General features: G+C 45.1%; 21 protein-coding genes. 6 read left to right on the top strand and 15 right to left on the bottom strand.

Annotated features, from left to right (window positions below; translation table 11 throughout):
• Positions 1-116: 116 nt before the first annotated feature.
• Complete coding sequence (locus FFM73_RS08695) at positions 117-545, bottom strand: universal stress protein (protein ID WP_137631367.1); 429 nt, start codon at positions 543-545, stop codon at positions 117-119.
• A 235-nt stretch (positions 546-780) separates the two neighbouring features.
• Here FFM73_RS08695 and FFM73_RS08690 point away from each other — a divergent pair, with 235 nt between their 5' ends.
• The 3 genes from FFM73_RS08690 to FFM73_RS08680 all read left to right on the top strand — a co-directional run bounded on the left by FFM73_RS08690 (position 781) and on the right by FFM73_RS08680 (position 4,242).
• On the top strand, positions 781-1,005 hold the full coding sequence (locus tag FFM73_RS08690) for a hypothetical protein (RefSeq protein WP_089135981.1): 225 nt from the start codon (positions 781-783) through the stop codon (positions 1,003-1,005).
• Between the two features lie 236 nt (positions 1,006-1,241).
• Positions 1,242-3,161, top strand: coding sequence for a M13 family metallopeptidase (locus FFM73_RS08685; RefSeq protein WP_137631366.1), 1,920 nt, complete (start codon positions 1,242-1,244; stop codon positions 3,159-3,161).
• A gap of 142 nt (positions 3,162-3,303) precedes the next feature.
• Entirely contained in the window at positions 3,304-4,242 is a 939-nt protein-coding gene (locus FFM73_RS08680) for a nucleoside hydrolase (protein WP_137631365.1), read from the top strand.
• A 175-nt stretch (positions 4,243-4,417) separates the two neighbouring features.
• Here FFM73_RS08680 and citG read toward each other — a convergent pair whose 3' ends face one another.
• The 7 genes from citG to FFM73_RS08645 are packed head-to-tail and all read right to left on the bottom strand — an operon-like array spanning position 4,418 to position 10,849.
• Positions 4,418-5,269, bottom strand: a complete 852-nt coding sequence (gene citG / locus FFM73_RS08675) for a triphosphoribosyl-dephospho-CoA synthase CitG (protein ID WP_137631364.1) — start codon at positions 5,267-5,269, stop codon at positions 4,418-4,420.
• Positions 5,266-5,823 (bottom strand): citrate lyase holo-[acyl-carrier protein] synthase, encoded by a 558-nt coding sequence (gene citX, locus FFM73_RS08670; RefSeq protein WP_137631363.1) that lies wholly within the window; start codon positions 5,821-5,823, stop codon positions 5,266-5,268. The genes citG and citX overlap by 4 nt, the downstream gene beginning before the upstream one ends.
• Positions 5,824-5,861: 38 nt before the next feature.
• Complete coding sequence (gene citF / locus FFM73_RS08665; protein WP_137631362.1) at positions 5,862-7,400, bottom strand: citrate lyase subunit alpha; 1,539 nt, start codon at positions 7,398-7,400, stop codon at positions 5,862-5,864.
• Complete coding sequence (citE, locus tag FFM73_RS08660) at positions 7,390-8,304, bottom strand: citrate (pro-3S)-lyase subunit beta (RefSeq protein ID WP_137631361.1); 915 nt, start codon at positions 8,302-8,304, stop codon at positions 7,390-7,392. The genes citF and citE overlap by 11 nt, the downstream gene beginning before the upstream one ends.
• Complete coding sequence (citD, locus tag FFM73_RS08655) at positions 8,304-8,597, bottom strand: citrate lyase acyl carrier protein (RefSeq protein ID WP_137631360.1); 294 nt, start codon at positions 8,595-8,597, stop codon at positions 8,304-8,306. The genes citE and citD overlap by 1 nt, the downstream gene beginning before the upstream one ends.
• On the bottom strand, positions 8,587-9,651 hold the full coding sequence (citC, locus tag FFM73_RS08650) for a [citrate (pro-3S)-lyase] ligase (RefSeq protein ID WP_137631359.1): 1,065 nt from the start codon (positions 9,649-9,651) through the stop codon (positions 8,587-8,589). Before citC ends, citD begins: the two co-directional genes overlap by 11 nt.
• Position 9,652: 1 nt before the next feature.
• Positions 9,653-10,849: an NAD(P)-dependent malic enzyme gene (locus FFM73_RS08645; protein WP_171001255.1), complete on the bottom strand. Its 1,197-nt coding sequence runs from the start codon at positions 10,847-10,849 to the stop codon at positions 9,653-9,655.
• A gap of 297 nt (positions 10,850-11,146) precedes the next feature.
• Between FFM73_RS08645 and FFM73_RS08640 the strand changes: the two genes are divergently transcribed.
• Entirely contained in the window at positions 11,147-12,097 is a 951-nt protein-coding gene (locus FFM73_RS08640) for a sugar-binding transcriptional regulator (protein ID WP_137631357.1), read from the top strand.
• A gap of 362 nt (positions 12,098-12,459) precedes the next feature.
• Here the strand turns inward: FFM73_RS08640 and FFM73_RS08630 are convergent, their stop codons facing one another.
• From FFM73_RS08630 to FFM73_RS08600, 7 genes are all read right to left on the bottom strand, one after another.
• On the bottom strand, positions 12,460-13,278 hold the full coding sequence (locus FFM73_RS08630) for an alpha/beta fold hydrolase (RefSeq protein ID WP_137631355.1): 819 nt from the start codon (positions 13,276-13,278) through the stop codon (positions 12,460-12,462).
• A gap of 76 nt (positions 13,279-13,354) precedes the next feature.
• Complete coding sequence (locus FFM73_RS08625; RefSeq protein ID WP_137631354.1) at positions 13,355-14,284, bottom strand: L-lactate dehydrogenase; 930 nt, start codon at positions 14,282-14,284, stop codon at positions 13,355-13,357.
• 404 nt (positions 14,285-14,688) lie between these two features.
• Positions 14,689-15,684 carry a LacI family DNA-binding transcriptional regulator gene (locus FFM73_RS08620; protein WP_137631353.1) on the bottom strand — a complete coding sequence of 332 codons (996 nt, stop codon included), beginning with the start codon at positions 15,682-15,684 and terminating at the stop codon, positions 14,689-14,691.
• A gap of 31 nt (positions 15,685-15,715) precedes the next feature.
• On the bottom strand, positions 15,716-17,179 hold the full coding sequence (locus FFM73_RS08615; protein ID WP_137631352.1) for a UDP-glucose--hexose-1-phosphate uridylyltransferase: 1,464 nt from the start codon (positions 17,177-17,179) through the stop codon (positions 15,716-15,718).
• 1 nt (position 17,180) lies between these two features.
• Positions 17,181-18,185 (bottom strand): UDP-glucose 4-epimerase GalE, encoded by a 1,005-nt coding sequence (gene galE, locus FFM73_RS08610; protein ID WP_137631351.1) that lies wholly within the window; start codon positions 18,183-18,185, stop codon positions 17,181-17,183.
• Positions 18,186-18,287: 102 nt separating this feature from the next.
• Positions 18,288-19,460 (bottom strand): galactokinase, encoded by a 1,173-nt coding sequence (locus FFM73_RS08605; protein WP_137631350.1) that lies wholly within the window; start codon positions 19,458-19,460, stop codon positions 18,288-18,290.
• A 236-nt stretch (positions 19,461-19,696) separates the two neighbouring features.
• A complete protein-coding gene (locus FFM73_RS08600) occupies positions 19,697-21,424 on the bottom strand; it encodes a phospho-sugar mutase (protein ID WP_137631349.1) in 1,728 nt (575 codons plus the stop codon).
• A gap of 253 nt (positions 21,425-21,677) precedes the next feature.
• Between FFM73_RS08600 and FFM73_RS08595 the strand changes: the two genes are divergently transcribed.
• Positions 21,678-23,036 (top strand): DUF2252 domain-containing protein, encoded by a 1,359-nt coding sequence (locus FFM73_RS08595; protein ID WP_137631348.1) that lies wholly within the window; start codon positions 21,678-21,680, stop codon positions 23,034-23,036.
• A 149-nt stretch (positions 23,037-23,185) separates the two neighbouring features.
• Entirely contained in the window at positions 23,186-24,316 is a 1,131-nt protein-coding gene (locus tag FFM73_RS08590) for a lactate oxidase (RefSeq protein WP_137631347.1), read from the top strand.
• Positions 24,317-24,386 lie beyond the last annotated feature (70 nt).

The following is a 24,386-nucleotide window of genomic DNA, read 5'->3' as shown; positions in this document are numbered from 1 at the left end:
ATGAGTTTAAGCGTTTTTATGGAAAAAGCACTTGCAAATTGATTGGCTAAAAAAAGATGCCCTTCTACCAAATAATGGCGGAAGAACACCCTTGTTAATTACTGATTTCTAATCGATTAATCCCCAACAACCAAGACTGGCGTGATAGAGCGACGAACAACATAGGAGGTCGTGGACCCCATGATCGCACGGTTTAGACCATGAACCCCAGACTTACCAATAACGGTTAACGTGGTATCTAACAGGTCGGGTAACGTCTCTGCAATAGCTTGCTTTGGGATGCCAACCTCAAAATCAGTTGCCACGTCCACACCGGCAGTCTTCGCCCGCGTCTGCGCGTCTTTGAGTGTTGCCTCAGCTTGTTCTTTCATGTGAGCCATAATGTCGTCGCCAAAAATTGCCCCGTATTGGGTATAGCTTTGATCGTTAGCAATCGCCACAACGGTGATCTTAGAATCATAGTGCTTCGCAATATCCACCGCAGCATCAAGTGCCTGATAAGCATTTTCACTGCCATCTACTGGAACCAGAATTTTTTCAAACATGAGTGCCACCTCCATCGGTTTTCTTATTTTTATGCTACCACATTTGAAAGCGCTATCGCTAAAATTTGTCCCAAATTTATCAGCTAGATTTGACCGTACTCACCGCTAAAAATATTTTTCTGCGCTAAATCGCCACATAACAGTACGTCGCTTCACCTTGCCGAAATGTCAAGATTGAATTCCACATTTTGGCTCCCTATAATAGAGTCTGAGTTTTTGGATCGGGGGAATATCAATGCAACAGACATTACAGAATCTATCGTCAACAATCACGGAAGCTTACCATCACAACTGGGTCATTAAGCTGACATTAAGCCGGTCTCAAGCTGTCACGGGAATGGTAAATACTTCTCCCAGTCACGGTGTATTTTACCTGACGCACAATGGTGATATCGAAAAGTTTGAATTGGGAGATTTAAACGACGTGACCGTCATCGAGAAAAAATGGTGGAAGCTTTAAGCTGAAATCAACTTTCTGAAGGCCGACTCACGATCCGTTTGCATTTTGCTTTTAGCGTACCGGTTTAAGAGCTTCACAATTTGAATAAACTAACTATCAGTCAATAATGGTTGGGTAGTTATCGTAAATCTGACGTGTGCTAAAGTAATCAACGACTTTAGCACCGTCTTTTTCTACCCGCATTAAATGCAGTATGCAGTATAATGAAACCAGTCTAATAATATGGAGGCTATCAAATGGCAGATAAAATTGATCATAGTTTAATCAAAACTGATTTATACGACGCCGTCAATGGCGAATGGCTGAAAACCGCCACTATCCCAGGTGACCACTCAACGACTGGTGGCTTTACCGATCTCTCGGATAGCATTGAAAAGACTTTAATGGCTGACTTTAAGGATTTATTAGCAGGTAAATTAAAGCCGCAAAACGCTGAAATGGGTGAATTCAAGAAATTCTATGAACTGGTCAGCAACTTTGATAAGCGTGAACAAGATGGTAGCACACCGTTAAAGCCCTACCTTGACCGCATCGAAGCACTCAATAGTTATCAAGATCTTAGTGATCAGCTGGCTGACTGGATTTTAACTGGTCTGCCAACCCCATTTTCACTGGATATCGATTCTGATATGAAGGGTTCACATAACTACGCTTTATTTGCTAGTGGTCCCCGTCTGTTCTTACCCGACAAGACTTATTACGATAAGGATAACCAGGCGGCTAAACAACTGATGCCCGTCCTTGAAAAGATGATGGCGCAGTTGTTCAAACTCGCCGGTTTCGGCGATGCTAAGGCTCAGCAAATTATCGAACAGGCAACCGCCTTTGATAAACTGATTGCGCCACACGTGAAATCAGCTGAAGAAGGTGCGGACTACAGTAAGATGTATAACCCACGTACCTTGGATCAGATTGATAACAGTACTGATCAACTCGATCTGAAAACAGCAATTACTAGCTTAGTTCACGGTACCCCAGAAAAGATCATCGCAACTGAGCCAGCCTACTTCGATGCACTGAATGATTTGCTAACTGCTGATCACTTCCAGATGATGAAGAGCTGGATGCTGTTTAAGGCTGTTATGGGCCTGTCTGGCTACTTAACCGAAGAACAGCGTCAGGCCAGCACCATTTACAGCCGAGCCATGAGTGGTCGTAAGGAAGCCCGTAGTCAGGCGAAATCAGCCTATGATCTCGCTACTGGTGTCTTTGACCAAGTTGTTGGTGACTACTATGGCCGCAAATACTTCGGTGAGACTGCCAAACAAGATGTTCATGACATGGTCGTTAAAATGGTCAACGTGTATAAGAAACGGTTAGCCAACAACACCTGGCTGGGTAAAGCAACCCGTGAAAAGGCGATTTTAAAGCTGGATAAGCTGGGAATTCAAGTCGGTTATCCTGATAAGATCGATGCCCTTTACAGCAAATTCAAAGTCACGCCTGCAAGTGATGGTGGCAGTGTGTTATCAAATCTGATGACCTTCACCCGCATCCGTAACGAAGACGACTTTGCTCGTTGGAACCAGCCAGTTGATCAAACTCGCTGGGAAATGAGTGCGGACACCGTCAACGCCTACTTCCACCCGTTCTATAACATCATTGTTTTCCCCGCTGCGATTCTGCAAGCCCCATTCTACAGTCTTAAGCAATCGTCTAGCGAGAACTTCGGTGGCATTGGTGCAGTCATCGCACACGAAATTTCCCATGCCTTTGATAATAACGGTTCGTTATTTGATGAAAATGGGAGCTTGAATAACTGGTGGACGGAAGCTGACAATCAGCACTTCCACGAATTAGCTGAGAACATGATCAAAGAATTCAACGGTCTGCCATACGCCGGTCAAAAGGTCAATGGTAAGCTTACTGTATCTGAAAACATCGCTGACGCTGGTGGCCTATCCTGTGCCCTCGAAGCAGCTAAAGGTGAACCTGACGTAGATTTGAACGCCTTCTTCCTCAACTGGGCCAAGATCTGGCGTCAAAAGGCTACGCCAGAACGGGAACAACTACTCTTGTCCATTGACGTTCACGCCCCATCCAAGTTGCGCGCCAACGTGCAAGTTCAAAACCTGGATGACTTCTTTAGTACCTTTGACATTCAACCCGGTGACAAGATGTACAAGGCACCGGCCGACCGCGTTAAAATTTGGTGATTTCTGAAAATGAGTTTTATGACAACAGCCAAGTTCCCTTCTAAACGGGAGCTTAGCTGTTGTTTGTTATAGAATTCTTCATTCTTGACTATCGGCTGAATTTTGCGTAGTATTTTTTAAAAATAGGTGGAGGCCTTTTCTTATGCACAATGTTTATTTTGATCATGATGGTAACGTTGACGATCTCGTTTCACTCCTGCTGTTACTGCAAATGCCCGATGTTAACTTAATCGGTGTCGGTGTCATCGATGCTGACGGCTACGTTGATCCTGCTTCCTCAGCATCCAGAAAAATTATCGATTTATTCGGACATGCTGGTCGTAAACCGGCAGCGGTTGCGAAATCTAACTCTCGACCAGCACACCAATTCCCCAAAGAATGGCGGTTAAGTGCCTTTTCATTTGACGATTTTCCGATACTAAATGAACATGGTGCACCCAAAACACCGTTGGCAGAGAAACCGGCCCATCTCGATATGGTCGATGCCATCAAGCATTCCGATACACCAGTTACTCTAGTAATGACTGGCCCGTTAACGGATCTAGCTCGCGCGTTAACAGCCGATCCGTCTATCGCCGGCAACATTGAACAATTGTACTGGATGGGCGGTACCATGAACAACCAAGGTAACGTTTCCGAACCCGGCCAAGATGGTACGGTCGAATGGAACGCTTACTGGGATGCCCAAGCAGTTAAGAGCGTTTGGACCTCACCATTAAAAATCACGATGGTCGGCCTAGACAGCACTGATCAAGTTCCGTTGACCAAGGATCTGCGCACCCGCTGGGCAAAACAGCGCCGCTACCCTGCCCTTGATCTCATCGGTCAAGGCTACTCACTGGTCCACTCATTTGAAGCCAACTCCACTTACTATCTCTGGGACGTTTTAACCACTTTGGTCAGTGACTACCCTGAACTAGTGGATTCAAAATCGGTTAAAAGTGCGGTAATTGACCATGCGCCAGCTGAAGGCCGGACATATATCACTGAAACTGGTCGCGACATTACTTTTGTTACCAACGTCCATGCTGAAGCATTCTTTGATAAGATCGATGAACTGGCTAAAAGTGCAACTGATTAATCAGGTAAATGAAAAGCGGAGTCAACGTTCATTTGGACGTTGACTCCGCTTTTACTGAAACCTGCTCTACAACTCTGATTCCGGCCGTATAACAAAGAAGCGTCAAGCTCCCCAAACCCAGGGAACTCGACGCTTCTTTGTTATACTCTGGAATCAACCCAAGTTGTATCACACGCTATATAATCTCTTCACGCAGCCCAATAAAAATTGTCAAAATCAGCAAATCCGCTGATCCGCCTAAACTAAGGTTACGTTCAGTGAAAACATCGTTTAATTCGTTAAGAAATGCCATTCCCTGAACGGTTCGACTGCCGCCTAGAACAAAGTAATGCTGTGACTGCTGATGCGCCCAGTCGACCACGGAGTCAGTCTGCGCGCGTTTCACCAAATTAGTGTCCACCGTGCTGCCGACAATGGTCATTAGCGTATCCAGTAAACGCTGATTCTTAGTTCCCTGGTGTTTCCGTAACGCTGGTAACGCCACGTTCATCACCGTTGGGAAACCCGCCTCAGCCTCACCGCGAATACCCTTGATACCGTATTTTAAATACTGCTTTTCACCAGCGGTTAACGCTTCGGGCGACTTATCATCTAAGCCTTTAAAATCATTCACCGTCAGATCTTTCAGCATTGCCTTCACAATATCTGGTAGCGAGAATTCACTATGATCCACGCGATAAGCATCCGCCGTCACAAGAATGCCCAATGAGAAGATAGCACCCTTATGCGTGTTGACCCCTTCAGTGGCCCCAAACATCGTGTGTTCGGCAACCACCCCATCGGGCCGAATGCCTAAAAACAGGTCGTGCAGGTCATCGCCTTGAAAGTTTGCGCCATGGGTCGCGCAACGGTCAAAGTACTGTCGTAGGCTGACCGCGCTGTCGATGAAGGTGAAAACGTCCATGTCGGGATGCGGCCCGCTAGAAACGGGATCCACTAGTCCTGGCTTAGGGTTAACACTCACTTCATATAACAACGCCCGTAAAGCATCACTGACCAAGGTGGTCTTTTGAGTCTCGTCCATCATTGACGTCCTCCATCAGAGTTGAATTCAGCATTATAGATCTCACTGATTCGCTGTTGTAACTCCAAAACAGAATGGCGTCTAGAACGCGCACAATCCTTAGCTTCACGGTTGCAAAGCAGACATTTTCGGACTGGCATTTGAAAGTCGGACCGAGAAAGTGCCCGCGAACTGCCGGCGTGCATCACATCAACATCAAACAATCTGCCAAGGTGGTCATGGTCTTCAAATTCAACCGCTAATTTTTTAACGGCTGTTGGGTCCAGTTCAACCGTCATGAAAAGTTCATTACCGGTTGGTTTATCCCACTGCGCCACCGTTTTAAAGTGCCGTGTCTGCGCCTTAAGCTGGTCATAAAACCGGTTCATTCCAGCTGAAAATAACCGCCGAAGCTGATCATTATTTTTAATTGGCCCAGGAATATTCAGCTTAATGGCAATCAGTGTTTGCGTTGGGGATTGTTTTAGCAATTGCTGCTGCAGTGCAACCCGCGCATCCCGATTATCCAGCACATCGGTGATTGTCTGTGGCTGACCCGTTTGAAATATGGCGACCATAACCTCAGTCCTTTCAGAGAATTGTCTAACGAGTAAATTTAGTCTTTAACTTCTTTAACTGTGTCAATGATTGAGCCATCACGGTATTCGATCATGGCAACAGTGCGGTCGGTGAATTCAAGTGGCTTTGGCTTACCCACTTTTTGTTCGGCCAATCTTTGCAGATCTTCAATCTTGTAAACTGGCACACCAGGTAAGTTACCAAGTGCTTCTTGAAGATCCTTACGCTTAGGGTTGATGGCAATCCCGTATTCAGTCACCAAAACGTCAACTGAATCACCAGGGGTAACAACCGTCGTTACGTCTGGGACAACAGTAGCGATACGGCCACGAACTAATGGGGCTGAAATGATGGTCAACTTAGCAGTTGCGGCATCTTGGTGCCCACCAATGGCACCACGGATAACGCCATCAGAACCTGACATCACGTTCACGTTAAACTTAGTGTCAATTTCAAGTGCACTCAAGATAACAACGTCTAATTGGTCGACCATGGCACCTTTGTTGTCAGGATCAGCGTACCATGACGCATCGATTTCTTGTTGGTTGGCATTGGTGTGCATGGAATCAGCAGCACCCTTGTCAAAGTCTTGCACATCCATGACTTTGTCGACTAAACCTTCTTTTAACAGATCAGTTGTTGGCTTGGTAATACCACCCAAAGCAAATGAAGCTTTGATCTTGTTGTCAATCATGGCTTGACGCAGGTAACGGGTAACGGCCAAGGCTGCACCACCGGAACCGGTTTGGAATGAGAAGCCATCCTTGAAGTAAGGTGAGTTAACAATCACATCGTTAACCGTTGAGGCAATCTTCAATTCTTTAGGATCCTTAGTGAAACGAGTGGCGCCAGAACCAATCTTGTCTGGATCCCCTACTTTATCAACTTTAACCACGTAGTCCACTTGGGTCTGCTTGATTGAAGCTGGCGTGTTGGGGTAACTGACGATGTTATCAGTCAGTAAGACAACTTTGTCGGCGTATTGCGCATCCATTAAGGCATAGCCCAATGAGCCAAAGACTGCATCGCCTTCCATACCGTTGGCATTACCAAGTGCATCCGCATTAGGAACACCCAAGAAAGCAACGTCGATCTTGATGTCGCCGTGTTCGATAGCACGGGCACGGTTACCATGTGAACGGAAGATAACGGGGTTCTTTAAACCACCATGTGACACGAAATCACCTAATGAGCCGCGCATACCTGAACTGGTAATGTTGGTGATAGTACCCGCCTTGATAGCTTCGATCACCATATCGTTCATCACGCCAGTCAATGATGAAGGTGCCAAGGTTAGATCCTTATAGCCGGCATCAATGATCTCACGCATAACCGTATTAAAGACAAAGTCACCGTTCCGGAAATGGTGATGGAACGAAATGGTCATGCCGTCTTTTAAGGTATCTTTGATCACTTGTTTGATTGAGGTAACAACTTTATCGTCACCGGTTGAAACGTGCACCTTAGGAGCGACCCGTTGAATTTCAGGGTGGCCGATTTCAGTCGTTTCGAATGGTTTGTAGTTCAAATCTTTCATAACATCTTCTGGTAAGTCGCGATTAACACTATTTTTCAATGTAATTACCCTCCTCATCAACTAGGTTGGAAGCCTTAGCAAGCCGCATCACACGTTGAGCCCGTAATACAACTGGCCGGTCAACCATTTGACCGTTCATCGAGATAACACCTGAACCCTTCAGACGTGCTTCTTCGATAGCGTTGATCACGTTTTTGGCGTTCAGCACTTCTTTTTCGGTTGGTTCGTAAACTTTGTTAACCATTGCGATTTGACGAGGGTTAACCAGTGACTTACCATCGAAGCCAAGTTGGTGAATGTATTCAGTTTCACGGTAGAAGCCTTCAGTATCGTCCATGTTAGTAAAGACCGTATCAAAGGCAGCCACACCAGCTGCACGAGCGGCGTGAAGCACCATGTTACGGGCAAAGACTAATTCGGCACCATCAGGGTAACGGTGGGTCTTCATATCAGTGGTGTAATCTTCTGCAGAAAGTGCGATCCCAATCATCCGGTCGGAAGCAGCGGCGATTTGAGGAGCGTTTAACACACCCTTAGCACTTTCAATAGCAGCCATTAAATGAGTAGAACCGGCTTCTCGGCCAAATTCTTTTTCGGCGGCTAAGATATCATCCTCTAATTGGTGAACCATTGCTGGGCTTTCGGTCTTTGGTAAACGAATGACATCGATACCGGCTTTAACCATGGCTTTAACATCGTTAGCATAGTAAGGTGTGTCTTGACCGTTGACCCGGACAACTAATTCAGCGTTGCCGTAGTCTTGGGTCTGGAGTGCTTCGTATACTAAAACGCGCGCAGCATCCTTTTCGGACATTGAAACGGAATCTTCCAGATCAAACATGATGGAATCGGCACCGTAGATACCGGCGTCCTTCACCATTGCTGGGTTATTACCCGGGACAAACATCATTGTACGACGTAAACGTTCTTCATTTTCAGCCATTATAATACCTCCCACGCTGGTTGATCAGTGGTCTGGCTAGCGCGTTGCACTGCCGCGATAGTACGTGCTTTAATGACACAGTCAAGCGCACCCTTATCCACTGCTTTAACCTTAGCTGCTGTAACATCCAAGTTATTCAGCGTCGTTGTAATGACCTTACGAATCTGGTCGCCGAATTGTTTTTCAACATCGGACTGTAAATCAATTTGAATCCCGGTTGCTGCTTTAGAAATCATAATCTGAATATCTGATGATTCCAAAGTACCAGCAACAGCTGTTTCTTTAATTTCCATCAATGTTCATTCCTTCCTGAATCCTTTTTTGTAGGGGTGTTAAATGATTTTGGATAAACTGGGCAGTCGTTTCAGGCACAAAATCTGATAAACTGCTCAGCTCACCATTTTTGATGAACTGTCTGACTTGTGTTGCGGTGATCACTTGCTGATCACTTGTGAGTGTCTGTGTCCGATCAATTACCTTTACCTGAACTGCTGGTGGTAATTCCCGGTTGAGCACTTCGTTATAAATATTGGTGGTACGCGATAATGGCTCCGACCCAACGTAGCGTGTTTTGATATTCAGCGCTGGCGCAATGACGTTTCTAAAAATACGGGCGTCTAACGTGGTCTGATAAGTTACCACCTGATCCGGCGATGCTAGGAAGTAGGCTGGAAAAGTGGCGTAACTGACCATGTAGTCGCCACCGTCAACCACGATCACGTTGTCCAAATCGGCCGTACCCGCCTGAACTAACTGGAACCGTTCCGTGGTGGTAAATAAGGACGCATCCGTGTTGACCACGAACACGTAAACCAAATCGTTTTGACTGGCCGCCTGTTCCACTAGGTAACGATGGCCACGCGTAAACGGATTGGCGTTCATGACGATGCCGGCAACCTGCTTGTCGTTTTGATCATCGACTCGAGGAATCTCGGCCAGAAAATCGTTCACATCTGGGCTGCCAGTTTCTAAAAATGCCGCCTCATCTGAATGAGCCAGTTCGCTAAAGCCAATATGCTGAAAACTCTCACTGTACTTGAGCTTGGTAAACACGAATAAATGATAGACATGCTGTGCAAATTGGCGGTTGACCAGTTCAGAAACGATGGCGTTAAAACGCGAACCGTTAGTGACACCCTTGTTGCACACACCGATGTATTTCAGCACGTTACCCGCAACTGATCCGGTGGCAACCAAATCATCGCCGTTATAAATACCAATCGTGTAGTCGATTTGATCAACTTCATTAGCGGCAAAATTAGTAATGTTCAAACTGGTCAAAAAGGCTTGCCAGTCTTTTTTGACTTTAGGGTCGTTCAAATATAAATCGACAATTTGGTTGTCCATATCAGTCCTCCGTAACCAATTCTCTCTGCTGATCTTGGTCGTCCGCATAATCTTCAACGGCTTGGCTGACCGTAGCCACCACTTGTTCGTTAAACACGCCGGGAACAACTTCTTCCGCGGTAGGTGTTTGAACCACGCTAGCAAGTGCTTTAGCAACAACTAATTGCAACTTAGCATCAACGTGAGTAATGCCGCTAGCTAGCAGGCCCTTAAATAAACCTGGGAAAGCTAAAATATTGTTGACCTGATTAGGATGCTGGCTAGAGCCAGTCGCAATTACCTTAGCACCGGCTTTAGCAGCCTCCTCCGGTTCAATTTCAGGAACTGGGTTGGCTAACGCAAAAATGATTGGATCCTGAGCCATGCGTTGAACATCGTGACCGGATAATAGATGCTGATCAGAAAGGCCAATAAAGACGTCCTGATCATCCATAACATCCGTTAATTTAAGTCCCTTTTGATCGTCACTGGTTCCAATCTGGGCAGCAAATTCTCGTTGGTAACGATTATAGCGTGAATCGTTGGCAGTTACGACACCGTACACGTCAACCAGCGTCAAATGGGTGATGCCGGCCGCGTATAATAGCTTAGCCGTTGCTAAACCAGAAGCACCGATCCCGTTGATGACAACGTGGAGATAGTCTAGACTCTTACCGACCACCTTAGCAGCGTTAATTAATCCAGCCAGTACAACGATGGCTGTACCTTCCTGGTCATCGTGGTACACCGGAATATTGAGTGTTTGACTCAATGCATCTTCAATCTCAAAACACTTTGGTGCTGCGATATCTTCCAAATGAATGCCAGCAAAGGACTGCGAAATATTTTGAATGGTTTTAACGATTTCTTCAGGTGATTCTTGATTAACGGCAATTGGGATGGCGTTGATACCAGCCAAGTCTTTATACAATAAGGCCTTGCCTTCAATCACTGGCAACCCACCAGCCGGGCCAATGTTACCTAGACCCAAAACAGCGGATCCATCAGTGATCAAAGCCACTAGCTTACCACTGACCGTATACTTATTTTTTAACTCTGGGTGTTTGGCAATTAACTTTGAAAGTACTGCCACGCCAGGGGTGTACGCTTTGCCTAAATCAGCTTTGTTATGAACACCAAGGTCAGATTGGATGTCTAAAACACCCGTATGATCCTCATGCACTTTTAAAATCTCGTTAGTATCTGTCAATCGCACCATTCCTTTCAAACTGACACTTGTGATTTTATTATCAAACTCTTCTACTCTTATAGTCTACACCGATACTTTAACTTTTTCAAATATAAATCAGATTTTTTAAATATTTAAAATAACGTTTTTTATTCTGACAAAAGTTTTCAAAAAAATGAATTTTTAGGGTTGAACATGCTATGATAAGGAGTAAGTCATAAAATAACCTGATCAATGTTGAATCCGAGTTTGAATTCCGCATTTATGAAAAACAAGACGAACATTGCACATTAACCCGTCGGACAGATTCTTATAGGAGGAATTCACTTGGAAAACACGAAGTCTCGCGAACAGCTTGCTAATATTGCCCGTGATTACTACTTATCTAAATTAACCATTTCGCAAATTTCAAAAAAATACGACCTTAGCCGTTACCTGATCACTAAAGCTTTAGATGATGCTTTAGCTAACGGTCTAGTCAAGATCTCGATCAACGCCCCCATTGACCGTAATATGGAACTGGAGGCTCGCTTTAAAAAGCAGTTTGGCTTGCAGAACGCGTTTATTTTAAAAGATGCTGACAATACTAATGAAGATTATGAAAACGTCGTGGAATTTGCGGCGGAAGAAATTCAGGATATGCTGCACCGCAGTAACGTTATTGGTGTTGGCTGGGGCGGAACAGTTGCCAACGTGATCAACCACTTTCAGTCTGAGATCTTAGATGACCTCGTCTTTACGCAGTACATGGGCGATAATTTAAAGTACAACTCCACCCTGGGTGCGACGCCGTTAGTGCAAAAAGCAGCCGCTAAGTTTGGCGCCAGCTTTCGAACAATTCCGGCCCCACTTTATATCATTAATGATTCAACTCGTGCAACATTAAAAGAAGAACCCGCGTTGGTACCCGCTTTTACGACCATGGCTAAAATGGATCTGCTATTTGCCGGCGTTGGGACATTGGCCTCAGTCGACTCCATTCCGCTCTGGCGTAATCATCGTGATGAAATTTTGGGAAGTATTGATCCCGATAACGTTGCCGGAATGTTATATGGTCGCCCATATGATATCTATGGCCACATTCTAAATACTGGGCAGGATAAGCTCTTTGGTTCCTCGCTAGACGTGATTTTAACCGTCCCGCATCGCTTTGCCATCGTTAAGAGTAAGTTCAAGAGTCGGGCTTTACTGGGTGCGATTCGCGGTGGTCTGCTAACGGACTTTGTTACTAATGAATCCGTTGCAAACCGAGTTTTAATTGAAATGGATCGTTCATAACCAAAAAGGGGTCAACGGATGTTTGGTCTCAGAATATAAAAAACAACAGGTGTGCAGCCAAAAACTGCACACCTGTTGTTTTTTATAAGTGGCGTCAGTTGAAAAAACTCGGTATTTTAATGCCGAGATGAATCAACGTCTTGGACGTTCACCGTTGTATCGGTCTAATTGTGGTGTCAATCACGATAGGGACATTAATGCCGCAGTCAATATCTTACAAACGACTGCGTAACTTAGCGTCTAAAAGACTATCTGGCATGGAACGTGCCTTAGTAAATAGCCGTAACCGCTGCATGCCATTCGTAGAATGCTGTGTAAGTCAGCGGTATTCCTAGAAGCTCATTACTTTAGTGACGAGTAGTTCACATTACCGGGACTGACCGGTGAGTTTGTTTCTTATCTAAATCCTGTAGAAATGTCGATAACGCTTCATTAAATTGCGCTGGCTGTTCCGCCATTACAATGTGACCGGCAGCTTTAACGATCTGTGCCTGTCCTTGAGGTGCAAGCTGAGCCGTGGCTGCAGCAAATTGCGGATTAAAGTAAGGTGATTTTTCACCCGCGATCACCAACAATGGAATCGGCAGTCGCAGCAAAACGTCCCGCCAATCCTGAAAAGCATGGTCCACTAAACAAGCGTAATTCTGTTCTGTGTCGTAAGGACGTGCCTGTCGAGCTGCTTGAACACTGGTCCGGACCTCTTCTGACACTGGCGTCACAGTTGCTGACCCCATCGGCAGTTTTAAGACTGCCGGGAAATTCTCCCAGGTTAGATTCTTAAAACCAAAGGACCACGTTTCATCGCTGATCATCTTGGGGCTCTGATCGACATCAACAAACGCACTAAACCGTTGACTATCAAACAGTGACGCGTACGCAAACAGCGTGCTGGCCCCCATTGAATTGCCGATACCGACCACATCATGAACCTCCAGCCAATCCAACAGCTCCTTAACGTCCAGCGCGTGCCGACTCATCCGGCGACCCTTCAGCGTCCGTTGCGAAGCCCCTTGATTGCGAGCGTCTAAATTAATGACCCGATAACCCGCATTTAATAGAAACTGAACTGTTGGGGCCCAAATCTCACGGTAACTGCCGATACCGCTTAGCAGCAAGACCGGCTGGCCGTCACCCTCATCAGTAAAGTCTAATTTGATATGGTCACTTGTTGTAAATTTCATTTTTCACACCTCAATAAAAAACGAGTTGTCAGCAAATGCCTACCCAACTCGTTCAATAATGACTATTTTAAGTTCACTATTCAGCAGCTAATAAGACTTCGTTCATCTTACGAGCTGATTCATGCATCTTAACGGTTTCTTCGTCAGTCAAGTTCACTTCAATGACTTGGCGAATACCGCTGCCGTTGATTACTGCTGGTGAGCCGATATAACCATCTTCTAGACCATATTGGCCGTTAACTGGTGCTGAAATTGGCAGTACCAGATTTTCATCCATCAAAATGGCCCGGCAGATTTTCATCAGACAAACGGCAACCCCGTAGAACGTTGCGCCCTTTCGGCTGATAATTGCACCACCCTTTTTCTTAACGTCGTCTTCGATTTGAGCTAGACGGTCAAGATCAACGTTGGGTAAGCTTAACAATGGCTTGCCAGCAATTGTTGCTTCATCATAAGCAGCAAATGAACTGTCACCGTGTTCACCTAAAATGTAAGCGTCGACTTCACCAGTGTTAACGTCAAATTCCTTGCTCAAGGCAACTTGTAACCGGGCACTGTCTAATGAAGTCCCAGTTCCGATGACCTTGTTCTTTGGGAAGCCAGAAATATGTTGCGTCAAAGCAGTTAAAATGTCAACTGGGTTAGCTGATACCACGAAGATACCGTTAAAGCCGCTGTCAACGACTGGGGTAACGATCGATTCCAAAATCTTGGTATTCTTGTTAACTAAGTCCAGACGGGTTTCGCCTGGCTTACGAGGAACGCCCGCTGTGATCACAACAATATCTGCATCAGCAGCGTCTGAATATTCACCAGTTCGAATCTGAGCTGGCGTCATCATCGGTGTCAGGTCTTCCAAATCAAGGCTATCACCTTCAGCGTGTTCCTTTTGAAGATCAACGATTACCAATTCATCGATCCCACAATTTTGAAGTAATGAAAAAGCAAATGATGATCCAACAGCGCCGTCACCAACTAGTAATACTTTACGGTGTTTTTTAATCATAATGACAGTCCCCTTTCAGTCAATCCTGATATCTAATGACTCGTTTCATGTTTTATTTGTTTGTTATTTAAGTCACATTCATTATACTGCATTTTAGCCGAAAATGTTTACTTTTTTAAAAAAATACCTGATTTTTTTAAATTTTTTAAATCTAATTTTGCTAAATCACAAAATACAGCTTAATTAATTGAGTGATTAATTTAACATGAGTCCGGATTGTTTGCAACATTTTTTATGCATTCACAAACGGGTTAAATTCATGTTGGTGTCTCGCCAACATCTGGCCGTCAAAACTTTTTGGCTTGTGAAACTCACCTATCAGCAAAATTAGTCAAAAATAAAAACCCTAGCTTGGCTAACAGCCTAACTAGGGTTTTTATATCTGAAATTTAGTTACATTCAGTTTAGCGCGTACTCTTACGAATCATTAGTTTAGTCGCAACAATGACCTTTAGCGGGACTTCCCGCCCGTTTTCCAAGCGCGTTTTCATTAGCTCAACCGCACTCACGCCCATTTGATCCGTGGCAACGTGCACGGCACTGAGCTCTGGATAAACGTACTTGGCTACCGAGGTATCGTTAAAACTAAACAGGCTGACACGGTCGGGTATGGCAATGTTTTCTTCACCTAACGCCTTTAGCGCGCCAATCGCCATCGGGTCGTTGCTGATAAAGAAAGCGTGCGGCAGCTCATCGCCGAGATCATGAATCGCTTGTTTCATCATTTCATAGCCGGACTGATTAGTGTAATTACCCTCATAAGCAAACCGGGGATTAAACAACTTTCTGGCCGTCATGATTGATTTAAACGCCTTAAAACGCTGATCTGGAATCTTAAGCACGCCATCGGTAGTGTACTCTGAACCATAGATGATTCCTAGATCCTGACTTTTAGGCAACAGATAATCGATAACTTTTAGCACTGCTGGCGCATATTCGGTGACAATACTGTCAAACCCCTGTCTCATTTCGTCCCAGTCCACAAATACGAGGTTATCGCTAATGGCACTTAATTCTTCAACCTGTGCCTGACTGTATTTGCCAACCGCAATAATACCATCAACGTCCTTGCTGATTTCAGAAACCTGATTTTGAAAGACCGGAATCGTTTGAATGTGCAGTTCTTGACTGCGCCTTTCAATTTCCATGCGAATCTTCATATAGTAAAGATCATCTAACTCTTTATTGATCGAATACCACTGAACGACCGCAATTTTGTAGGTATCAGGTACTTGCGTTACCCGTTTGGTTTTGGTGTAGTTCAATTCTTCAGCAATTTCAAAAATGCGCTGGCGCGTGTCATCGCTAACCGATAGTGTCGTGTCATAGTTAAGGACTCGAGAGACGGTGGACAGGGAAACACCCGCTTTTTGAGCAATATCTTTCAACGTGACTTTCATAACCGATGCTTCCCCTTCTTCATGTTATAGTTTACCCAATTTGGGCAATAAACCGGTCAAACGCAGCCTGGCCTGCATCATCCCACTTAAAGACACCAGCATCTTGGAGAACCCGGGCAAAGACGTTACCGATCGACTGATCAATGATCTTATCAGCGTTATCAGCAGTAAACTGGTTATTAGCCTTCAGCTGATCAGCCCAAGTCTTGTGATAATCCTTCATCTTGTTGGGTTCGCCCAAGACATAGTGTTTAACTTCTTGCATCTCAGTTTTAAGCCGAGCTGGTAAAATTGCCCGACCCATCACTTCGATCAAACCAATATTTTCCTTCTTAATATGCTGTACATCCTGATGCGGATGGAAAATGCCGTCTGGGTACTTCTCAGAGGTTTGGTTATCCCGCAGCACAATGTCCAATACGAATTTAGACCCACGACGATAAGCAATTGGTGTTACCGTATGGTGCCGTTCGTTATTAGTATAAGCACGGACGTCTACTGATTCATCGTCATAGTGCTGCCAGTTGTTAGCGATAGCTGTCGCTGCGTTGATCAGGGGTTCAGGCTTATCACCTGAAAGCCGAATCGTTGACATTGGCCACTTTACGATACCCGCGTCCACATCATCGAAACCGGCTAGTTTGATTTTCCGGTCAATTGGTGATTTCATCATTGGAAAATCATGCCGGCCACCTTGATAGTGATCCTGCGCAAGCATTGAGCCACCAACAATTGGCAGATCGGCATTGGAGCCCACGAAGTAGTGTGGGAATAGACGGACGATTTCCAGCAAGTTACTAAACGTATGCTGATTGATCAGCATTGGCCGGTGAGCTTGCAGCAAGAAAATCGCGTGTTCACTAAAGTAAGCATACGGTGAATATTGGAAGCCCCAAGGTTCACCGCCCAGATCCAACCGAATCACCCGGTGGTTTGTCCGAGCTGGATAGCCCAAACGGCCACGGTAACCTTCGTTTTCAATGGCCAACTGGCTTAACGGATACGTATTAGTTTTCTGTGTCCGGGCTGCAGCAATGGCCTTAGGATCCTTTTCAGGCTTAGACAAATTAATCGTGATCTCGAGATCGCCATATTGCGTCGGTGCATTAAAGACAATGTTTTTGGCGATCGAACGCGTCTTAATATAGTCATTTTTACGACTTAAATCATAGAAAAAATTAGTGGCATCTTCAGGTGACTTTTGGTATTCATTCCAGAACTTCTGATTAACCTTGGCTGGCGTTGGTGTCAGCAGATCAGTTAATTCAGCTTCCAAAATATCACGGTCAGATTGACCATCTTCAATTTTACCGTTTTTAACGGCCGTTTCCAGCAGTGCGTCCACAATATCCAATAGCTCATCACTCTTGGCATCAACCGCAGCACCGTCACCAACTAAGCCTAAAACCCGGTTAGTGACATAGATGCGGTCAAGCGGCTGATAGGTGCCACTGTCGATCACGGCATCAACAAACTTACTAACAGTTTCTGTCATCTTAAGCTTCACCTCGGTCATTGTAACCCTTTGGATGAGACGTCTTCCAGTTCCAAGCCGTCTTGATAATTTCTTCGACGTCATCATACTGCGGCTTCCAGCCCAATACCTTACGAGCCTTGTCACTAGCAGCAATCAGAGTGCTTGGATCACCGGCACGACGGGGTGCATCTTCAGCAGGAATTTCTTTGCCAGTTGCTTTGCGAGCAGCTTCCAAAATTTCTTTGTTAGAGAATCCAGTTGATGAACCAAGGTTAAAGGCATTGCTGTCATTGCCGGCTTTCAAGTATTCCAGTGCCAGAATATGAGCATCCGCTAAGTCCACAACATGGACGTAGTCACGAACGTTAGTCCCATCCTTGGTTGGATAGTCGGTCCCAAAGATCTTCAAGCCAGTCCGTTCACCAGCAGCCACTTGTAAAATAATTGGAATCAAGTGGGTTTCTGGATGGTGATCTTCACCAATTGAGCCGTCAGCTTTAGCACCGGCAACGTTGAAGTAACGCAGCGCAACAAACTTGATACCATAAGCTAGATCAGACCAGTGAATGATCTTTTCCATGCATAACTTACTCTCGCCATATGGGTTCGTTGGAATCTGTGGATCAGTTTCCTTGATTGGAATCTGTTTTGGTTCGCCATAGGTGGCAGCCGTTGAACTAAAGATGATCCGCTTAATGTTATGATCGCGCATTGCTTTAAGCAAGGTGATCATACCACCAGTGTTGTTATCAAAGTACTTCAATGGATCCTTCATTGATTCCGGCACAATTGAAAAGGCCGCGAAGTGAATAACGCCTTCCACGTTAGTTTCCTTGTTAAAGACTTCATCCAAAAAGGCCCGGTCGTGAATATCACCTTGGTAAAAACGGGCTTTAGGATTGACCGCTGCCCGGTGGCCCGTGATCAAATTATCGATCACTGCCACGTCGTACCCCTTTTCAATTAATCGGTCAACTGTGTGTGAACCAATGTAGCCCGCACCACCTAATACAACAACTGTCATAAAAGATTACCTCCATAGCTTTCTCTTTAATTCATTTCCGATATAAAAGCGCTCTGCAAATTTAATTGCTTTGCGCTTTTTTAAAACCTCTTTTAAATTCTATTAAGCTGTGATTTCCTTAGGACCATCAGCAATGCTTGCAACATAGAAGCTAGCTGCATAACCAATTTCCTTCTTGTAAACATCACCGACGTTCTTAATGAAGTCATCAACGTTGGCTTTGTTGACGATGGCAATGGCACAGCCACCAAATCCGGCACCGGTCATACGGGCACCCAGAACACCGGGCTGCTTCCAAGCAGTTTCGGCTAAGGTATCCAATTCCTTACCAGTAACTTCATAGTCATAGTGTAATGAAACGTGTGAAGCGTTGACTAACTTACCGAATTCTTCAAGTTCACCGGCACTCAATGCCTTTTGAGCACGTAATGTCCGCTGGTTTTCAATGACCGCGTGACGGGCACGTTTGATCAACGTATCATCATTGATCAAGTAAGCTTCCTTATCAAATTCTTCTTGTGAAAGTTCACCCAACGTCTTGATGTCGACGCCGCCCTTTTGGAGCAATGCAACGGCTTTTTCACATTCGGAACGACGCTCGTTATACTTCGAATCTGTTAATTGACGCTGCTTGTTGGTGTTCATGATCACAACCACGTTATCGCCTAATTCAACAGGAACGTACTGATATTTCAAGGTGTTGGTATCCAGCAAAATTGCTTGATCTTTCTTGCCCATGCCAATGGCGAATTGATCCATGATACCGGTGTTTAAACCGAGATAATCATTTTCAACGGCTTGGCCATTCTTAACTAGAGTCAATTGATCAACGCCCCAGTTGAACTCTTTGTTTAAAATGTTACCGATCAACAATTCAATTGATGCTGATGATGAAAGGCCGGATGCATCTGGCAGATCACCATGAACGAAGAGGTCAAACCCGTGATCCACGGTCTTGCCCTGCTTAGCCATTTCGTACATCACACCACGTGGGAACTTATCCCAATTATCATTTTTATCAAAATCCAGTTTGTCGATTGGGAAGGTCAAAACGCCGGCATCTGGAAGGTTAGCGGAATAAACACGAACTTGGTTGTCTTCACGTGCTTTATAGACACCGTAAGTTCCCATTGTGATTGCGCAAGGGAAAACGTGACCGCCATTATAATCAGTATGTTCACCAATTAAATTGATTCGGCCTGGTGCGAAGTATACCCGATCACCTTCGTAGCCAAAAGCTTTCTTAAATTCATCTTTTAAGCTTTGATAATCCATAATTATGCCTCCACTAATTTTACTAAATTTTTACTACCTCTAACGTAACCTAATTTCAGACCAATGTCAATGAAAAATGAAATCGTTTTCTTTAGCTTTAAATCAATCTTTCGGCGTGTTCAGGATTGTACAATATCGACCCATGCCAAGCTACCGTACTCTGACGGGACAACTAAAGCAATCCAATCTAGTCAGATTTGATTAAATTGAATTGCTTTTATTGATTTACTTAATAATTAGTCTTTAACCCACTGGGTCAAAGCTTTTTCAAAGTCATCTAATTTTTGAGCAGCTGCTGCATCCGTCTTACCGTTAGTCCCAATGTAGAACTTGATCTTAGGTTCAGTCCCTGAAGGCCGAACAGCGATCCAAGTTCCATCGGCTAGCCAGTACTTCAAAACGTTGGAAACGGGCAAAGTCAGCTTTTCAGTGCTGCCATCTTGATGAGTGGCAACTTGAGTCTGATAATCATCAGTCGTTTCAACCTTAACACCGGCAAACTCAGTTGGGTGAGAATCCCGTAACGATTTCATGATGGCAGCCATCTTATCGGCCCCATCAACACCATCGAATTCCTTAGCAGTGGTCTTGGCTTTGTAGTAGCCATACGTCTTGTACAATTGCTGAATCCCGTCATACAAGGTTAAGCCCTGCTGCTTGTAATAAGCAGCGACTTCAGCCAACAGAATCGTTGATTGAATCGCATCCTTATCACGAACGAACGGGTTGATCAGGTAGCCAAAGCTTTCTTCAAACCCAAACAGGAAGGTGTGGTCGTGGTTTTGTTCAGCCAGCTTGATCTGTTCGGCAATGTACTTGAACCCGGTCAAAACGTTGACCATCTTGACACCATAGTGTTCACAGATCTTAGTGGCTAATTCAGTGGAAACAATGGATTTAACGACCATACCGTCAGCTGGCAGTTTTCCAGCATCCTGCTTAGCCTTTAAAATGTAGTTTAATAGTACCGAAGCGATTTGGTTACCAGTCATCAGCTGATACTCACCGTTTGGCATCCGCACAGCAGCACCTAACCGATCAGCATCTGGGTCGGTGGCAACTAACAGGTCAGCGCCCTCCTTCTTACCTAACTTGATTGCCATATTGAAAGCTTCTGGAAATTCAGGATTAGGGTGAACGACCGTTGGAAATTCAGGATCGGCAATGGCTTGTTCCTTAACCATCGTAAAGTGGTTGTAGCCAGTATCTTTTAAGGCCCGGTAGCCAATAATATGACCAGTCCCATGCAATGGGGTGTAGATCAAGGTCATGTCCTTACCAACTTCATCAACTAATTTCGGATTAATGGAAACGGCCTTAACACCGGCTAAATAATCTTCGTCGACATCTTCACCAATAATGTGAACCAAGTTTTGCTTCCGCAGCGTGGTTTCCTTGAACGTTTTAACGGTAAACATATTATCGATACTGTTAACGTATTCAGTGATCTGATCGGCAGCCTTTGGTGGCATTTGACCGCCATCGGGACCGTAGATCTTAAACCCGTTGTACTGCTTCGGGTTATGACTGGCGGTAATCATGATACCAGCGTACGTATGCAGGTGACGAACGGCAAATGATAGTTCTGGTGTGGGCCGAATATCATCAAACACAAAGCTTGGAATCCCGTGAGCACCCAAGACCTGTGCTGAGTGGTGGGCAAACTCCCGTGAGTGATACCGTGAATCAAAGCTGATAGCAACCCCGCGCTGCTTGTCCTTATCATCTAACGTATCCATAAACCGGGCTAACCCTTCAGCAGCGGCACCCACGGTATAAACGTTCATCTCACCGATACCGGGACCAATTAAGCCCCGCATGCCAGCAGTCCCAAAGACCATTGGTTTGGTAAAGGCGTTTTCTAGGGCTTCTTGATCACCCGCCATATCAGCTAGTTCTTGTGCTAGGGCTGGATCTAAGTCTTGGTAGTTCTTCCATACTTGATAATTATCTTGCCAAGTCATCGTATCGCACTCCTCGTAATTTTATATTGAAATGACTCATTCTCTTTTATGTCTTCGCTTTTAGTATAGAACTAAATGGCCCAAAATAGTAAAAATTTTACTAAACAATTCTAAATTTCGGCAGTTTTGAATGCCCTTTCAATTTTATCATTGTTCAGATCCTTTTGCAGTGTATCATCACGGACCCTATGCAACTACACCTGGCTTCCCAAGTGTTAAACTAGACGTAATTATAACCCTGAGGTGAATTGTGATGAGTGTTAAACCGTTTGATTTTAGTCAGTTATTCGTACAGCAATCGTTGAAAGAACAAAAGAAATTTGGCAAAAAATTACGGACAGCGTATCCGTTTGAAGAGCTCGGCCACTACACCGCGACAGATCGTGATCCCAATCAATTAATGGATGAAGTTCGCGCTATTCTAATTCCCGAGCTGCTTCCGGAACGGACTCAGCGGGTAAGTCAGTCCAGCTTTACTTTTTTTCGCGGTACCGCAGAACTCATGGAGTATGATCTCGCGCATCAATCTAACTCACCGATTCACGCGGTGAGCTGCGGTGACGCCCATATTGGTAACTTTGGGTTCTTTGGCTCACCGGAACGGCAGCTGTTATTCGACCTGAACGATTTCGATGAATCCGGCATTAGCCCCTTTGAGTGGGACCTTAAGCGGTTAGCCGTCAGCGCTTTATTAGCCGGCCGTGAACATTCATTTGATGATCAAGAATTAACAACGCTAGTCAAAGCACTTAGCCAGACCTATCGTGAAAGTCTCCAAGAGATGTTTAAAAAAACTGCACTTAACCGCTTCTACCCTGTTAACAGCGTAGAAACAGTCTTAAGTACCATTCCCTTGAAAGAAACGCAGACTAAAAAGCTCAAAAAATTTCTCGATAAGGCCGGTAAACGAGATTCTGAACAGGTCGTTCGTAAATTTACGGTCACGGACAGTGCCAGTCAAATCGCCTTTAAGGAAAATCCGCCACGCACGCGTCACGTTGAAGATCGGGTGACCAAGCACATTACCAAATACCTGAGTCAATACCGGCAATCCTTGGCACCCGACGTCAGTTTAATGCTGTCACAGTATCACGTCACCGATATCGTCCGCCACAGTGTCGGGGTGGGTAGCTTTGGTTCACTGTGCTACTTACTGTTACTGACCGGAACTGATGATTCACACCTAGTTCTGCAAATTAAAGAAGCCCTGCCCCATCGTCAATTAGCGGATCAGGAAAATGTTCAAAACGTTCAGTACGAGCAAAACGAGGGTAAGCGAATCGTTGACTGTCAGCAAATTCTTCAATCTGCTTCTGATGCCTTTCTGGGCTATTTTGCCACGGAAAAAAAGAGCTTCTACGTTCGTCAATTCCGTGATATGAAGGCGTCAATCGACCTTTCAGCCCTTGATTGGGACCAGTTTGATGCCTATGCCAAGACCTGTGCCTGGGTATTGGGCATTGCCCATGCGCAAAGCCCTACTGCTGGTATGATTCTTGGCTATACTGGCCATTCCGAAAAATTTGACAATGCGATTCAAAGTTGGACAACCGCTTACGTTAAACAAGTTGACCAAGATTTCGCATCCTTTAAGCGCTATCGGCATCTATGATATCAACCGTTAATCGTTATTCTAGCGATTAACAGTTAGCATTTTTGTAAGCGGTGTCATAATTCTTGACTACCTCACTACGGGCCGATAAACTAAAGACGTTTACAACTCATTGGCTTCAACTCATCGGCTTCATTGGAGGCATAATTATGGCAATAACAAATGGTTACAAACAAAACGAGAACGAAAAGATACTCAACATTTTGAATCTGACGCAATTGGCAACCGAAGCTAAAAAGATCATTCCGGCTGGCGGATTTGGTTATATCGCTAGCGGCTCTGAAGATGAATTTACTTTGCAGGCAAATCGGAAGGCTTTTCAGCATCGTCAAATCGTGCCTAGATCGTTAAGTAACATTGAAAAACCGCAAACGGACACTACCATATTCGGCATTAACTTAAAAATGCCCATTATGATGGCGCCGGCTGCCGCGCAAGGCTTAGCCCACGTCAAAGGTGAAGCTGATACCGCTAAGGGGGTTGCTAAAGCCGGTGCGCTGATGACCGAAAGTACTTATTCTTCCGCTTCAATCGCAGACGTTGCCGCGGGTGGTGGCGGTGCTCCCCAATTCTTCCAGCTCTACATGAGTAAGGATTGGGACTTCAACAAGTCTATTTTGGATGAAGCAAAAAAGGCCGGCGTTAAAGCAATTATTCTCACGGTTGACGCCACTATTGGTGGTTTTCGTGAAGCGGATATTGTGAATCAATTCCAATTTCCACTTCCAATGGCTAACTTAGTTAAGTTCAGCCAAGGCGACGGCGAGGGTAAAGGTATCTCTGAAATTTACGCTGCTGCCGCTCAAAAGATTGGTCCCAAAGACGTTAAGCGCATTATCGACTACACTGATCTGCCAGTCATCGTCAAAGGGATTGAGTCTCCCGAAGACGCACTTTACGCAATTGGCGCTGGGGCTGCTGGCGTTTACGTTTCGAACCATGGTGGCCGGCAACTGAACGGCGGTCCTGCTAGTTTTGATGTGCTAGAAAGTGTTACCAAGGCCGTTAACCATCAAGTCCCTGTTCTCTTTGATTCAGGGGTTCGCCGTGGATCAGACGTCTTTAAGGCCCTTGCGCTGGGTGCTGATCTAGTTGGTATCGGCCGTCCCGCAATTTATGGACTGGCTTTAGGTGGCGCCGATGGGGTCTTCTCCGTCTTTGAACACTTGAACAACGAACTGAAGATCGTGATGCAGTTAGCTGGGACTAAGACTGTGGCAGATATTAAGCGTGCTAAGCTGTTGAATATTCGTAAGCACACTATAACCGAACGTCTATGAATGCGTCTAACGGCGCAGTATGATCACCTTATCAATTATGATGAGGTGATTTTTTATGACTAAGCTTCAA

This window comes from Secundilactobacillus hailunensis (assembly GCF_005405185.1).
GTDB classification, from domain to species: Bacteria; Bacillota; Bacilli; order Lactobacillales; family Lactobacillaceae; genus Secundilactobacillus; species Secundilactobacillus hailunensis.
The sequence above is the reverse complement of the archived record's forward strand: the minus strand, read 5'-3'. Positions and strand labels throughout refer to the sequence as shown.